General features: G+C 42.2%; 9 protein-coding genes. 8 read left to right on the top strand and 1 reads right to left on the bottom strand.

Annotated features, from left to right (window positions below; translation table 11 throughout):
• Positions 1–792 precede the first annotated feature (792 nt).
• The 8 genes from DWU89_RS19280 (at position 793) to DWU89_RS19245 (ending at position 15,033) form a co-directional block, all read left to right on the top strand.
• Entirely contained in the window at positions 793–4,110 is a 3,318-nt protein-coding gene (locus DWU89_RS19280) for a DUF6383 domain-containing protein (RefSeq protein WP_115501263.1), read from the top strand.
• Positions 4,111–4,453: 343 nt separating this feature from the next.
• Complete coding sequence (locus tag DWU89_RS19275) at positions 4,454–5,002, top strand: RNA polymerase sigma-70 factor (protein WP_115501262.1); 549 nt, start codon at positions 4,454–4,456, stop codon at positions 5,000–5,002.
• Positions 5,003–5,079: 77 nt separating this feature from the next.
• A complete protein-coding gene (locus tag DWU89_RS19270; RefSeq protein WP_115501261.1) occupies positions 5,080–6,018 on the top strand; it encodes a FecR family protein in 939 nt (312 codons plus the stop codon).
• 201 nt (positions 6,019–6,219) lie between these two features.
• Positions 6,220–9,741, top strand: a complete 3,522-nt coding sequence (locus DWU89_RS19265; protein WP_158543409.1) for a TonB-dependent receptor — start codon at positions 6,220–6,222, stop codon at positions 9,739–9,741.
• 27 nt (positions 9,742–9,768) lie between these two features.
• A complete protein-coding gene (locus DWU89_RS19260) occupies positions 9,769–11,478 on the top strand; it encodes a RagB/SusD family nutrient uptake outer membrane protein (protein WP_115501259.1) in 1,710 nt (569 codons plus the stop codon).
• An 18-nt stretch (positions 11,479–11,496) separates the two neighbouring features.
• A complete protein-coding gene (locus DWU89_RS19255; RefSeq protein WP_115501258.1) occupies positions 11,497–12,702 on the top strand; it encodes a glycosyltransferase WbsX family protein in 1,206 nt (401 codons plus the stop codon).
• Positions 12,703–12,938: 236 nt separating this feature from the next.
• On the top strand, positions 12,939–14,537 hold the full coding sequence (locus DWU89_RS19250; RefSeq protein WP_115501257.1) for a beta-N-acetylhexosaminidase: 1,599 nt from the start codon (positions 12,939–12,941) through the stop codon (positions 14,535–14,537).
• A gap of 124 nt (positions 14,538–14,661) precedes the next feature.
• A complete protein-coding gene (locus DWU89_RS19245) occupies positions 14,662–15,033 on the top strand; it encodes a periplasmic heavy metal sensor (RefSeq protein ID WP_115501256.1) in 372 nt (123 codons plus the stop codon).
• Between the two features lie 58 nt (positions 15,034–15,091).
• Here DWU89_RS19245 and DWU89_RS19240 read toward each other — a convergent pair whose 3' ends face one another.
• Positions 15,092–16,381 carry a 3-keto-disaccharide hydrolase gene (locus DWU89_RS19240; protein ID WP_115501255.1) on the bottom strand — a complete coding sequence of 430 codons (1,290 nt, stop codon included), beginning with the start codon at positions 16,379–16,381 and terminating at the stop codon, positions 15,092–15,094.
• Between the last annotated feature and the right edge of the window lie 434 nt (positions 16,382–16,815).

Genomic DNA, 16,815 nt, shown 5'->3' with positions numbered 1-16,815 from the left:
ATTTGGAACGCCGTCCGTTTTATTTTCAAATATTCGATTCTCCGGGAGTTAAGGTTTATCACATTGTCGGCGTTTCCGGTTTTCGGCAATCAAATTGTACGCTTTCCGGAATGGCCTTGGCACCTCATTCCGTTTGTTGTCAGCCGGGCAGCTTAAAACCGTGAAAAAAGTCAATCCAAAACCGATCAATATTTCGGATGAAATAGAAAAATGCCTGAAAGAGGGGGTTATTGTAATTTTCGGTTTGCGGGAGTCTCATGTGTCCTGGTTTTAGGTAAACCTATAAGTTGTTTTTGCCTCTTTTTACCCCCTTTTTTGCCCTATCCCTTCAAAAACAACAAATTTGTACTTCGAGCACTACTTGAATGAAAGGGGTGTAAGTGATTATAAATAAGAAATATATGAACGAAGACGGGAGAACGCGAAAAAGCCCGTTTTTTAGGGGTAAAAACGACCTGTTTTTGACTTGTAACTGATTGGAAATAAAAAAGATAGGAGGTAAAAGCAAAATGACGAAAAAAAACGTACGTTTAAATTCGTCACAAATTTACGCATACTTTTTAAACCTGCAATCCTTTTCTCAAAGTTTTTTCCTTTTTCTATGTCCTTTCTTATCAATTAGATAGCTAAATGAGGACGAAAATACCGCTTTTCACGACAAACTCCGAGAACCCCTCAAAAAATGACGAATTTAAACGTACGTATTTGTAGTCAAAATACAATCGTTAACATTCACGAGATGCTATACATTATATGACACATAAGTTTTATTACTAATTAAATTATTAAATTATGAACAAAAAGTTTTCTACTCTTGTAGCAGGGGTTGCATTGTTATTTGGTGCGATGTCTGCTAATGCGGCCACTACTCCGGTCACTTCATTGGGGAAAACCAACACTGAATTGTTCCAGTTACAGACGGCTGGAGGGGATAGTGTTTTGGTGATGAATAAGTACGGTACTCTGTTGAAGCAGGCAAAAACTTCCTTGAATGGACTTAACATTGCAAACTCTTTATGGTGTGTGGAAGTAACAGAAGAAGGTTACGGTAAAGCTCCTATCTTTGATTTTACGAACAAGGCTACAGGCCAGCGTTTGGATATTGCTTATGCCGGAACGGAATTAGTTACTCGTCCGGGTTCAAGTGCAACTACTGACTCTACTACTGTTGGTGGTGAAATAAATGGTTGGGCTTTCTCTTCTCAATACAAAAGTGGTGTGGAAGATGCTACTTTGTATTCTTATTTTAAAGCAGACTCTGTAATCGGATTGTTACAGGTTGGTGGTAATGATACTATTCGTGTTAAGAAGGAAGCTGCTGCAACTGCTTATGCTGATCGTCGTGTCGGTTCTGTATTTACGAAGTTTTCTTTGGTTTATGCTGACGAACTGAATTTGGATGCAGAAGCTATCAACACTATTCTTGGTCTTCAAACAGCTGACAAAGGTGTTAAGCTGAATTTCAACAAGGACAAGAATAACACTCAACTGAAGAACTATTTCTCTGACGATGCTAAATTCTTTGCTGATACTGCTGTATATGCGGGAGCTCCTTCAGGTACAGAATTTGTTCGTATCTTGACTGGTAAGAAAGAGGATAGTACATATGTTTATGTAGATACAGCTTATGTAAACGAAAGTGGTGAAAGATTCTTAGGTTTCACTACCAAACAATTTACAAAAGCTAAACTGAATGGTAAAACGCTTTCAGATACATTAGGATTGATTAATGATCAGGGCAAGTTCCTATTCACATACTGGCCTTCTATCGATAGTTTGGTTATCCAGGTTGCACAGGCCACTTATCTGAATGGAAATACCTATTTTAGTGAAAGTTTGGCTTCTCTTGGAACTGGTGATACAACTTCTATTAAATCCAACGCCGACAAGAAGAACTACGTAACCGTTCAGGACTTGGTTAAAGCAGATGATATCCGTATCGTAACTATCTATGGTAAGAAAGAAACTGAAATCGGTTTCGGTTACAAGGGTTGCGAACCTGTTTCTGACGGCCGTGCATCTTTGGATGAAGGTCTGTACTTTATCATGAATAAGGCAGGTCAGTATCTGGCTTCTCCGATCCATGTAAATGGTGCTGAAGCTCAGTGGGTAACAGTGAAAGCTGGTGAACAGCTTCCGGCTCATATGCCTGCTTATCAGTGGACTGTCTTGAAGACTCAGTCGAATGATCGTTTGGCTCCGACTTCTCCGAACGAAGTTGCTAACCGTGAATTTGCAAGCTTGACTGAAACAATTCAGGTATATAAAGCCGCCGGTGCAAAATATTGGTCTGCTTCTTCAACATTGATTCCTGCAACAGACTCTTTGTTCTTCGTTCAGGTGAAAGATGCTGAAGGTGTTAAGGGCAATGCTGCTTTGATCGCTGAAGCTTATCAGGATTCTTTGCTGGGTTACAAGAATATTCCGGATGCAGAATTCCTGCTGAGAGAATATAACTTCAAGTATCTGCATCCGTATGCAACTGGTGAAAACAGCAAGTATTTGGCTAAGGGTGCTGATAAAGATTCTTTGTTGAATGTTTTGGCAAACGCTGAAGATAAAGATGCATTCCGTTTGATCTATAAGGGTATAACAAACTATGGTTATACAGTAAATGCTGCAAAAGCTAAAAGATTAGGTATCAAACAGCTGCGCAGAGCAAGATATGCTGTTCAACTGGGCTTGGCTTATATGGATAGTTGCGCAGAAGCTAAATATGGTATGAATAGCTATATTAATATTCCTGATTCATTCTACCTGAAAGAAAACAACCATTACGAAGATGAATGCTACTATGCAATCGTAAAGGCTGCCGATAATAATCTGGGTGCTTATAAAGCTGGTGTGACTGATGATATCCTGGATGCCACGTTGAAAGTTCAGCCATTGGTTGAAACAAGAACTTCAGCATTCGCTATCAATGAAGATAAGACTCCGTTGTATCGTCGTTTCAACAGGGAAGTTCTGGGTGAAGATAAGGATGACAAGGCTGACAGTCTGAGATTCTACGAAAATGTTCGTAAGGAATATCTGATGGATGAAAATAACCGTGAAGGCGGTCTGATGGATAAGGTTGTAAGCTATGCCGGTATGTGGACTGCTGATAAGGCTACAGGTTTGGCATTCCAGATCGATACAGCTTGGCTTGCATTAGGACGTGGTTATATCAAACCGCAGTATTTGATCTCTGTTGCTCACAAAAACTTTGAAGGTTCTAAGGGCGTTCCTTGTGAATATACTCATGGACATATCGATGCAAACAATCAACCTTGTGATTCTGCACATTGTATCCATGCAATTCCTGCTCTTCCTGGATTCCAGAGAGGTAAATATTTGGTAAGCTTTGCTGATTCTGCAGCGGTTAACAATATGGATAAACCTTATACAGATATTAAGAACGGTTATGTTCGTGTTGGTTTCGTTGAAGCAATCGTTCTTCCGGAAGATCATTTGATGTATGTTTTGCGTGACGAATTCAAGGGCTTGGATAATGACAAGATCGATTTCGCAGCAATGGAAAAAGCTGATTCTATCGCAGTTGCTAATGGTGGAAAATCATTTATCATCGATTTGTCTGGTGACGAACACAAGAATGTAACGTGGTCATTCCGTTATGTACATCCTGAAAAGGCTCTGAAGGTATCGGAAGAAAGTGCAGATAACTCATTCTTGTTCGAATCTATGGCTTATCCTGAAAATGCAGCTGGTACATATTCTGCAGCAGGAACGAAGAAAGCTATTGCTCCTTCTACTGCCGCTTGGTTGAAACTGCATAATGGTTGCGTGGTATTGACAGATCATTCTTCTTCGTTTGCTAACGCTAAGACTGGCGGTGACGGTGCATTGATCTTCAATGTTGAAAACAAAGAAAACGATGAGCTGGCTACAGACAATGAAACAATCGCTACATCTGAAGTAACAGTAATTGCTCAGAATGGCGCTGTAAGAATTGCTAACGCCGAAGGTAAGAAAGTGGTTATCACTAATATCTTAGGCCAGACAGTAGCTAACACAGTAATCACTTCAAGCGACGCTGTAATCGCTGCTCCTGCCGGTGTAGTTGTTGTAGCTGTTGAAGGTGAAGAAGCTGTTAAAGCTATCGTTAAATAATAGATGCATTTATAACTAAATAATTCTAAAACAGGCCGCGTGGGTTTGTACGGGATGCATCCCATGTCAACACCAATTACCCTGTGACAGGCGAACAAGCGGTCAAGTTTAATATTAATAATACTAAAGTATATTGAATTTAAAAAGTTCAATGTAGCCGGTAACCCTGTGAAGGATGAAAGCATACAAAAGATAAGCCCCGGAGGTGGTCAAACATCTCCGGGGCTTTATTTTTTTCATCACTATATGGACCGGACAGATATTTTGAACCGGGTGCGATAAACATTCTTCTTAAAAAAGATTACATTTGCAAAAAAGAATTCATTGGAGATCTGTCTGGAAAATGAATACCATTAGTTTTAGTGAGATATATACCAATTACTACAAGCGGTCGTTTCTGTTTGTGAAATCGTATGTCCGGGATGATATGGTTGCAGAAGATATTGTTTCGGAAGCGTTGATCCGTTTTTGGGAAACCACTAAAAAAGAAACCGTAGAACATCCCATGTCACTGCTTCTGGCTATTTTAAAAAATGGGGCGTTGAACTATCTGAAACACCAGACGGTGAAAGATTCTGCAACAGAATCGATCTCATCTAAAATGATCCGCGACTTAAATTACAGGATAACCACTTTGCAAGCTTGTGATCCGGAAGAAATCTATTCTTCAGAAATAACCGGGATCGTAGAAAAAACCTTGCAATCCTTGCCCGAACAAACCCGGCGTATCTTTGAGATGAGCCGCTATGAATCCATCCCCGTGAAAGAAATAGCCCAAGAACTCTCTCTCAGTACAAAAAGTGTTGAGTATCACATCACAAAAGCGTTGAAACTCTTGCGAGTCGCGTTGAAAGAATATCTTCCTCTTTTCTACTTTTTATTTATGCGATAAAATATTTCGAGAAATGACGATTTTGTTTTAGGGATTTCCATCTATGTGTTGTCTCTTCTATTAAGAGGTAAAAAAAGATGGATAAGAAACTATTACAGAAATATGTAGATGGAACGATCTCGTCTGATGACGTAGAGACTGTTGTGGATTGGTTGGATGCGGATGAAAATCACGTGAAAGAATTTATGGCTTTGCATAAGCTGTATGATATTTCCATCCTTAACCAATCGATACAGGAACAAAAAAAGAAGAAAGGATATCGGGTCGTTTTTCGCAGCATAGTAAAAGAATTATTGAAAGTGGCGGCCATCGCTTTAATCTTGTTAGGCGTAAACTCCTTGCTGCAAAAGGAAATAGCAGAAGAATCCCCTCTTTTGTATCAGACCTTATATGTTCCGGCCGGACAGCGTGCCGAGTTGACGTTGCCGGACAGTACGAAGGTTTGGCTGAATGCTCATTCAAAGTTAGTCTATCCGGTTAACTTCCGGCAGGGAAGCCGGCAGGTAGAGCTCGACGGTGAAGCCTATTTCGATGTCAGGCATGATAATGAAAGCCCTTTTATAGTCAAAACGAAATCAATGGATGTAAAGGTCTTGGGAACGGAGTTTAATGTGTTGGCCTATTCGGAAGCGGGGGAATTTAATATTTCATTGCTGCGGGGAAGTGTCGAACTCAGTGCTCCGGATCTTTCCCGGAAATATAGGATGACAGCCGGGGAACAAGTTTATTATAAGGATGGTAAATATGTTTCAGCTCCGATAGGATACATGGATTACTTTAAGTGGAAAGAAGGATTGCTGTGCTTTAATAATCAGTCGATAGGCATTATCATCGATAAGCTGCGCCTATATTACGATATCCGGATAGAAGTGGCGGACCTGCCTTTCCTGAAAGAGCGGTATTCCGGTAAATTCCGTGTAAAAGACGGGGTTGAACAAGTCTTGAAAGTGCTTCAGTTGGAGCATAAATTTACTTATGTGAAAGATAACGAATTGAATCTGATAACTATAAAATGAACTGCCTATGGAGTAAGTGAAGTCGATTAAATGTAAAAACCGGATTATGGTTCCAGCATAATCCGACCTAATGTCAGCCTGCTGACGTAACCTGTAATTAAATCAGTACTAACATTTTGAAAGTGCAAAGTTATGAAAAAAAAGTATGCGGGGATAGACTATCCCTTGTTATTAAGTGAATTTAAACATCTATGTAGAGTGATGAAGTTAATCTTAAGCTTGTTATTATTATGCGCTTCTACTGTTTTTTCCGTAAATGTGAATTCTCAGACTGCTCGCGTCAATATTGTTGCGAATGAATTGACAGTCAAAGAGATTATTAATCAGATAGAAGAACAGACAGATTTCCTTTTCGTCTATAACAACGAAAAGGTCGATTTGAACCACCGGATCTCTTTCAATGCTTCGGACGTCTCTGTATTCAATGTGTTGAACCAGATTTTCCGGAATTTGGATATTGTCTATCTCATGGAGGGTAATAACATTTTGTTAATGAAGAAAGGAACCCTTCCCCAGCAAGACACAAAGCTCTTGAAAGGTATCGTGAAAGACCAGAGCGGAGAACCTGTGATCGGAGCCAATGTGGTCGTGAAAGGAACGACAAACGGTACGGTGACAGACCTGAACGGAAATTTCACATTGGAGGTTGCCGATACGGATATCCTGTTAGTCTCGTTTATCGGATATATGTCACGTGAGATTCCGGTAGGGAATAAAAAGAGTCTCGATATAAGTCTTCTCGAAGATTCCAAAACACTGGATGAAGTCGTGGTCGTTGGTTACGGAACTCAAAAAAAGGTGAACTTGACAGGCGCCGTCAATGTGATTTCCGATAAGGACTTCAAAGACCGCCAGGCATCGACCGTGTCGCAGCTTTTGCAGGGTGCGGCTCCCGGTTTTAATTTTGATATCGGTACCCAGAATGGGTTTGAACCCGGAGCCACGATGAATATCTCGATCCGTGGTATGGGGTCCTTGAACGGTGGCTCGCCTTACGTTGTGATAGATGGTTTTCCCGGTGATCTGAACAATCTGAACCCGGAAGATATCGAGTCGGTTTCAGTTTTGAAAGATGCGGCCGCTTCAGCTATTTACGGAGCGAGAGCCCCATACGGCGTGATCCTGATTACGACGAAAAAAGGAAAACGGAATGAGAAAGTAAGTGTTTCCTATACGGGTAACCTGATTGTAAAGACTGCACAGAAATTGCCGGAAAGCCTGGATTCATACACATGGACCCGTGTCTTAAACGAGGCGGGAGACAATATGGGAGGACACCCGTTTAGCAACGAAACTATTGACCGTGTCATTGCATACCAGAAGGGCGATTTCGACTATATCCGGAATTCGATCCCTAACTGGCCGGACGGGGCAACGATTTTTGGCGCGATGCCGGAAGGTAACGTTTGGAATAATGCGAACCTCAATTATGCCAATACCGATTGGTGGGATATCTATTTCGGAAACAGTGTGAACCAGAAGCATGATATCTCCTTGCATGGCGGTACGGATAAGGTGTCTTATTATTTCTCTGCCGGTTATATGGATGACAGCAGTGTCCTGAACTTCGGTACGGACTATTTTAAGAGACTCAACACGTTGGGTAAGATCAGTGTGGCTATTACCGATTGGTGGGATTTCGGGTATGAGACGCGTTTTGCGAAGAAAATCAGGGAAAAACCTAATATGACTAAGGAGGGAGATTATTCTTTTATGTATCGCCATATTTCCCGAAACTATCCGATTACTCCTCTCTATGACGGTTTTGGCAATTATATGTTTGAATCCCATATACCTTCGATAGAGTCGGGAACGGATAAACAGGATGATATCGATTACTGGAATAATTTCCGGATGGAAATTCGTCCTCTGAAAGGATGGAAGATCAATGCTGATTTTGCTTATAATGTCTATAATCAGGAAATATCGAATGTGGAAAAGTATATTTATACTTATGATGTTAATAATCAGCCTTACGAGAATGGTATAAGTATCCCGAATAATTTGCTTCGCAGGAAGTATATCAAGAAATACTGGACTACTAATATCTTTACTTCTTATGATTTTAATATCAATGAGGATCATAACTTTACCGTATTGGCCGGTATGCAGTTCGAACGGGGCGACGAATCTTGGGTACAAGGATATAAGACGGATCTGATTTCGGAAAAAGTCCCGTCATTCCCGAATGCCACAGGCGATGCCCTTTTGTCTGAAGCTCTGGCTCATAATTCTACGGAAAGTTACTTCGCGAGAGTGAACTATAACTACAAGGAAAGGTATTTGTTTGAAGCAAATGCCCGTTATGATGGCTCGTACGTTTTCCGTGACGGAAAGAGATGGGGCGTATTCCCTTCGTTCTCTGCCGGTTGGAATTTGTATAATGAACCGTTTTGGAAAAATATCGAACCGTATGTCAATACGATGAAGATTCGTGCCTCTTGGGGACAGTTGGGAAATCAGAATATTTCTCCGTACAGCGACTTGGAGCTGATCCCTATCTCTTCCGATAAATTGAATTGGATTTTTAATTACGGCTCTACTAAACCGGTCGGATATACATCTGCGCCGGGTTTGGTAAACAGAAACCTGACATGGGAAACGGCAACGACGACGAATGTCGGTGTGGATATGTCTTTCTTGAATAACCGTCTGTCTGCAACGGCGGATTGGTTTGAACGGCGGACAACGGATATGGTCGGCCCGTCGCAGGCGATGCCGGGTGTGTTAGGAGCAAATGTTCCGAGAGAAAATAACTCGACGCTGAGAACCCGGGGGTGGGAAATCAGTGTGAACTGGAAACAAACATTGGAAAACGGACTGTCGTATAACATCGGTGCAAGCCTGTATGATTATAAGTCCGTTGTTACGAAATACTTTAATCCGACCGGGACGTTATCTACCTGGTACGAAGGTGCTGAAGTCGGTGATATTTGGGGATATACGGTAAATGATCTGTTCCGTACGAAAGAAGACTTGGATTCTTACCTCTCTAAAGTTGATTTGACTCATATCGCTGCCAACTGGAATACCGGAGATTTGAAGTTTGAAGATACCAACAATGACGGTAAAGTGAACAACGGTACCAACACGATCGGCGATCATGGCGATTTGTCGATTATCGGTAACGACCAGCCCCATTATCAATATACGATCAACGGAGGTGTCTCTTATAAAGGATTTGACTTTTCGATGCTTTGGAAAGGTGTGGCTAAAAAAGACATGTATTTCTACCGTATGTCTAATATCTACTGGGGCTTTACCAATGGCTGGTGGGAATCATGCCTGACTCCCGGACATCTGGATTACTTCAGGGATCAACCGGGTACGAAATACAGTGGATTGTATGAAGGCGATGCCAACATCAATACGGATGCTTATTGGCCCAGACCTTACCTCAATAGCACGGAAGAGGCTAAAAACAAGAATAACGCGAATACGCGCTATTTGCAGAATGCGGCTTACTTACGTTTGCAGAACGTACAGTTGGGATATAGTTTCCCGCGTAGTGTCACCTCTAAAATGCATTTGGAAAAGCTGAGGATTTATTTCTCCGGTGAAAACTTGTTGACATTCTCGAAATTACCGAACGGGATAGACCCGGTTGCTCCGGTAGGTTTCCCCGAAGGTGGCGGCGGTGATTATTTCGGAACAGCAGGGACAGGACGTTTAACCTATGGTGCGGATCGAATTTATTCGATTGGTTTGACTGTGACTTATTAAGTTTAATCTATTAAGGAATAAAAAATTATGAAACGATTCATATTGACAGCAATCTCATGTATGGCATTATTGTGTTCATGTGAGAAGTTTATTGATTTGCAGCCTCTGGATAAAATCACGATGGATGATTATTGGAGCACATCGACTGAATTGGAATATTATACGCGGCAGTTTTATCCTGCATTTTGTCCTTGGACACAAATGGTCGCCGATATGGCTACGGATAACGACAATATGATTTCCGGTAGCCCGAGTACGATTATGAACGGTGTACGTTCAAAGTCCACTGGCAACTGGACCTGGGAATGGAACAATATCCGTAATGTGAACATCTTCTTTGAGAATTACACCAAATGTACGAGTGGGTATGAGGCTTACAAGCAATATTTAGGGGAAGCCTATTTCTTCCGTGCCTGGTTCTATTTTAACTTGCTGAAGAAATACGGAGATGTACCCTGGTATTCGCATGTTATCCAAATGGATGATACGGAAGCGCTAATGCGCCCTCGGGATTCCCGCGTGTTGATAGCTGATTCTATTTTGGCAGACTTGGATCATGCGGTTACGCATCTCGAACTGAGAAAAAATGTCGGGAATAACCGTATTAATAAAGAGGCTGCGTTGGCTTTCAAAACGCGTGTCGCTTTATTCGAAGGGTCCTGGCAAAAATACCATGCCGGCACGGAGTTCGGGACGGCTGGGGCTGATCCGGTTAAATATTTTAGGGCTTGTGTGGAGGCGGCTGAAGAATTGATGAAGGGCGATTATCAGGTCGGTATTTACAGCACGGGTAATCCGGATGAGGATTATTATAAGTTGTTTGGCTTTGACAATATGTCGGATATCAATGAGGTCTTGCTTTATCGGGCATTCAATGCGGCAGAAGGAGCTGGAAACTCTACGCAGGGATTTGTAACCTATAATAGCGATTCGAAGGGAGCGACATGGGAACTGGTCTCTTCCTACCTGGGAAAGGATGGTAAACCTTATGATTATTTGAATACGGCGGTGACGAGTAAGGGGAATGCTTTTCTGACGAAAATTGCGGAAGATTGTGATGTCCGTTTGAAATCGACTGTTTGGATTCCGGGAGATTTGATGTCTGTCGGCGAGAATGCTTATTTTAACGGGCCGGTTATGGAAGGCGGTGCATTACAATTATGTCCGACTGGTTTCCAGATAAAAAAGACGGCTAATCCAAGCTCTCCGGCTGCCGGTAAATCTTGGGAAACCCAGGGTGAAACAGGGCTTATACTGCTGCGTTACGGCGAAGTCTTGCTTAATTATGCGGAAGCCAAGTGCGAATTGGATAATTCCGTTGCTTATGAGGTTTTAAACTTGTTAAGACAACGTGCTGGAATGCCCGATTTCACGGTTAACAAGCAAAGCCTGGATAAGAACAAGATGGATTATGGCTACTCTGTTACGGATGAGCTATATGAAATCCGAAGGGAAAGGAGAGTCGAATTAGCGTTGGAGGGACAGCGGTATAATGATTATATGAGATGGGCGGCAAGTGCGCTGTTTAAAGATAAACGGCCGAAGGGATATCCGGTTGACTTGACACAATATCCTGATTTCAGCTCTAAGGTGGATGAAAACGGGTTGGTCGACTATTTTAAAAGTGTAATGCCTAATGGTTATCAATTTAGAAATAAGCAGGATTATTTGTATTCTATCCCGCAGGATGAATTAACTTTGAATCCTAATCTGAAACAGAATCCGGGATGGAATTAATCTTTAAATTGCAATATTATGGAAAATAAATCGAATTGGATGTTCTCTTGCATCTTGTGTGCGTGTTTATTGCTTTGTGGAGGTCTGAATGTGCAGGCCCAAAAAACAGGAGATAAAGCTGGTGTTCCGGATTACTATGTTGCGGCCTATATCTGGCCTTCTTGTCATGACGATCCGATGGGGCACGAAGTGTTGTGGCCGGATGGAACCGGTGAGTGGGAAATTATCAAGAAGGGGAATCCCCGCTTTGAAGGGCATTACCAGCCGAAAGTGCCTTTGTGGGGGTATGAACTGGACAATGACCCTAAAGTGATGGAGAAATGGATCGATGCCGCGACGGATCATGGTGTAAACACTTTTATCTTTGACTGGTATTGGTTTAATAACGGACCGTTTCTGGAAGGATGTTTGAATGATGGTTTCCTGAAGGCGAAGAATAATCATAAAATGAACTTTTATATTATGTGGGCGGACCACGATGTGGCGCGCAACTACTGGAATGTACATCGTTACAAAGAAGATAACTCCCGTTTGTGGGATGGTGCGATCGACTGGCCGAATTTCAGGATTGTTGTAAAACGCGTTATCGACCAATACTTCAAGCAGCCGAATTATCTGAAGTTGGACGGTAAACCGGTGTTCTCCGTTTTCAGTTTGGATAATCTGATTAAAACATTCGGGAGTCTGGAAGAGACGCGTAAAGGGTTGGACTATTTCAGGGATGAAGTGAAAAAAGCCGGATTCGCGGGACTGCATGTCCAGTTAATGGCCGGAGGTGTTCCGAATGAAGATTATCTGAAAAAGATAGATGCATTAGGTATTAATAGTTTAACGGAATATAACTGGGGTGGCCCGCATCGCCAGGATTATATACAATGGGGTACCGAAGCGCAGGGACGTCTCCAGAAATGGGATGAGACTGTCTCGATTCCGTATTTCCCGAATGCATCTATTGGTTGGGACGATACGCCCCGTTTTCCTCATAAGACCCAGAAAGATGTTGTCCATCTGAATAAATCTCCGCAGAGTTTTGCTGCTTTCCTGCAGAAAGCAAAAACATATTGCGACCAACATCCGGACCAGCCGAAACTGATTACGGTCTATGCCTGGAACGAGTGGGTGGAAGGTGCTTATTTGTTGCCGGACATGAAATATGGATTTGATTATCTGGATGCTGTAAAAGATGTGATGATCGACGGTAAATACGAGCGGTACACCAAGTAGCTGATACTTGAATAATAATTTTTAAGCCCTTGCAAATCAACCGCTTTTGGGCGGCATTTGTAAGGGCTGTATTTTTGATGAAAGAATCTGATTTATAAGAAGATTAAAAAGATGCCTTATGGAAAAAGCTTTAATAAAAACTTGTTTTGAAGAGGTTCTTATCGGATAAATAGCGTATTTTTGTCTTTCATTGTGATGCTGTTGTTGCAGTGAGCTAACTTTAAATTCAGATATTTATGAAATCAAGTTTTCTTATCTCCCTTTGTCTGGCATTTCTTTGTTCTTGCCAGGAACCTCCTGTAGAAGAATATGCTGTGATTCCCCAACCTGCGGATATTGTCTATACTCCGGGGCTTGTGAAATTGAAAAGCCGGCCGGTTGTCGCTTATCCCGTGGAGTTGGCGAATGAAGCACTGTTCCTCCAATCATATCTATTTTCCGATTTTTCTGCCGAAGCCGTATTAAAAGAAGGCAGTGGAAGTGCGGATATAAGCTTGCAATTAGACCCGGCGGTTTTACCGGATAAAAAAGAGGGCTATATTCTGGATGCAGCATCCGGAAAGATTGTAATAAAAGCAAATTCGCCGTCCGGCATCTTGAATGGTATCCACACTTTGCGGCAGGTGATCAAAGAAAAAGACGGTAAGTTGTTGATACAGAACGCAACTGTTACAGATTATCCGGCTTTTTCATGGCGTGCTTTTATGTTGGACGAAGGACGTTATTTCAAAGGCAAGGAAGTGGTGAAGCAACTGCTCGATGAAATGGCAGCACTGAAAATGAATGTCTTCCATTGGCATCTGACCAATGACCAGGGATGGCGCATCGAAATAAAGAAGTATCCGAAACTGACGGAGATAGGCGCTTTTAGAGATTCTTCCGAAATTAATCATTTTGGGAGTGATGTGTACGATGGAAAACGTCATGGTGGCTTCTATACGCAAGACGATTTGAAAGAAATTGTAGATTATGCGGCTAAACGGCATATAACGATTGTTCCCGAAGTGAGTATGCCGGGACATGCCAGTGCTGCAATCGCTTCCTATCCCTGGCTGGGAACAAGCGGGAAACAGATCCGGGTGCCTGGTAAATTCGGGGTACATTATGAGGTGTTTAATGTGGCCGATCCGAAAGTCATGGAGTTTCTGGACGATGTGACGGATGAGGTGATTGCGATATTCCCCGGTGCTGTATTTCATATCGGAGGTGATGAGGTGAAGTATGACCAATGGAAAAACTCCCCGGTAATCCGTGCTTACATGGCAAAGCATAATTTGAAGACTCCGGCCGAACTTCAGGTCTATTTTACAAATGAGATTTCCAATATGCTGGCTGCCAAAGGCAAGAGAATGATGGGGTGGAATGAAATTACCGGAGATAGACTGCATGATTATCAGTCGAATGCCGATACGGAAGGTATAAAACAAGAGTTGGCTTCCGGTACGATCGTTCATTTCTGGAAAGGAGATACGGCTCTTGTTAGGAAAACAATTGAGAAAGGATATGATGTCGTGAATTCTTATCATGAATATACCTATTTGGATTATTCATATGAATCGATTCCTATGGAGAAAGCATACTCTTTCAATCCTGTACCTGAAGGCTTGACGGAAGAAGAGAAGAGTAAAGTGCTGGGATTGGGATGCCAGATGTGGGGAGAGTTTATTCCGACGGTCGAGAGTATGAATCTGAAAGTATATCCTCGCCTGGCTGCTTATGCGGAAACAGGATGGACGGACGCCTCCAACAAGGACTATCAACGTTTTATAACCAAGTTGGATTTTTTCCTTCGGAAGTGGGATACCGAAGGAATCAACTATGGGCCGGTTAAATAGCAAATCTGTGTTAAATAATAAAATAACTCCGGATTGGCTTAAACCTTTCGTCCGTCTTCAAGTCTATTATCCAGAAGCGCTTCTAAAACAAACAAGTTTAATATTAATAACAGGTAATTAGTTTATGAAGAAGGTAATAGGATTGTGTTTGGTTCTCTTGATCAGTTCGGTTTCTGTTTTTGCCCAAGGTGGCAAACGGGGTGCAAAAAAAGGTGGTGATCCGGCACAACGTTGTGAAAAGATGATTGCTGATCTGAAATTGGATGAGAAACAGGCAGCAGATTTCCGTAAAGTGGAAGCTGAGTTCAGAGACAAGATGAAAGCGGAAAGGAAACAGGCCGATTCGGATCGCCAAAAGATGCGCGAGAAGATGATAACCATGCGGAATGATCGGGATGCTGAAATGAAGAAGATACTGACTGAAGATCAGTATAAACAATATCTTGAGAAGCAACGCTCCCAGTCTCCTCGTAAAGGACATGGTCGTAGAGGATGAAAAAAGAACTCCCGTCTCATATTATTGGGGACGGGAGTTCTTTTTTATGGGTAAGAATTTATAACGTTTTTACTTTCAGATTTTTCCACAGGACCTTGATACCGCCGCCATCATGGATTTGCAGGGCGATGCGTCCCTGTCCGGCTCCGATCTTTTCGTCGTTGATATTAACCATCTCCTGACCGTTCAACCAGGTTTGGACATTATCTCCCTGTATTTTGATACGCATGGTATTCCAGTCGCCTTCTTTCAGGATGTTTTCTTTTTCATCGGGGATCTGGACCAGCCAACCGCGTCCGTATGATTCGTAGATGCCGCCCGTGTCATGTCCTTTGGGGGCAACTTCTACCTGCCAGCCGTTTACTTTCACATCTTCCTCGATGAAAGAGCGGATAAATACGCCTGAGTTTCCGTCTGCTTCCTGCTTAAATTCTACAGTCAGATCGAAATCATCGTAATAATCGCGTGTTGCCAGGTAACCATATTTTTTATCCGGGCCGCTTTCACAAATCAACAGACCGTCTTTTACGTACCATTTTTCAGTTCCGTAAGCTTCCCAACCTTTCAGGTCTACTCCGTTGAAGAGTTCGACTTCTTTTGTTTTTCGGGGAAGTTCCTTGATTTTGATGTTGCGGAAAGATGCCGGGTAGCCATGGTCTTGCAGGCATAGTACACCTTTCTTAGCTAAACCGTATTCCGGAGCATTCGCCCATTTGCCGCTATTCTTTTTGGCATACCAGTCGTCTGTCCAGTCTTCAAATTCCAGGATTTTAGCACCGTTCAGCCAGTGTTCGACGTGTCCGTTATCAAAGACAATCTTTGAATTATTCCATTCCCCCTGCGGGTTCACTTTCATTTTTGATTTATCGGGGAGATGCATGGCGTAGTCCACACCTAATTTTTGCCATTCTTCCAATGGTTCAGGGAAGTTCGGTTCATCGATTAACTGGTATTCGGGTCCTGTTACATAAGGAACCGCAAACTGAGGGCGTTCAACCACGTGGTACAACATGCCACTGTTACCGCCTTTTGAGAGCTTCCAGTCCCAGGACAGTTCAAAGTTTTCATATTGTTTGTCGGTTACGATGTAACCGCTGGCATCGCTGCCGTCACCTTTGGCCTGGATGCATCCGTCGACTACATGCCAAGGCTGTGTCAGGGTAGTCCCGTTGTAATCTTTCCAGCCGTTCAGCGTTTTTCCGTCAAAAAGTAATTGCCAACCGTCGGCTACTTCTTCCTGGGTGAGTGTGTTTGGCTCTACACCTGTACACGATGAAAACATGGCGAGCGATACGACGCAAGTTGTCAACAAACCTGTGATTGTTGTTTTTCTCATTACTGATTCCATTTAGAATTAAGTTTTTTAGATGAATAATCAATGTAGAGGCAAAGATACATCATAGTTATGAATATTTTCTACAATTCTTATGTACATTATTATATGCATATAAAAGGAAGCGCATGCACTGAAAATAGGGGCTTCTGCGGAATGAAAAAAAGTTTTATTCATAACAATCAGTATTTCAGACTTTAGCAAGTAGGCGTTGCGAATCGGTTAAAAAATAGTCTTGAAAAGATTTGGAAGTTATGTTATAGAGCAGTACTTTTGCATCCGCATTCGAGAGAGAACGCAGGTCTATAAGTGATGAAACAAAAACTTTTGAAAAAAGTTCCGAAAACGTTTGGAAGTTAAAATAGAAAGTTATTATCTTTGCACCCACGTTCGCTAAACGAAAACGCGACAAGTTCTTTGAAAGATTTACATATCAACAAGTAGTACAA

The sequence above is a fragment of the Parabacteroides acidifaciens genome (genome assembly GCF_003363715.1).
In the GTDB taxonomy this organism is placed as follows: domain Bacteria; phylum Bacteroidota; class Bacteroidia; order Bacteroidales; family Tannerellaceae; genus Parabacteroides; species Parabacteroides acidifaciens.
This window is presented reverse-complemented; position numbering and strand designations above follow the sequence as displayed.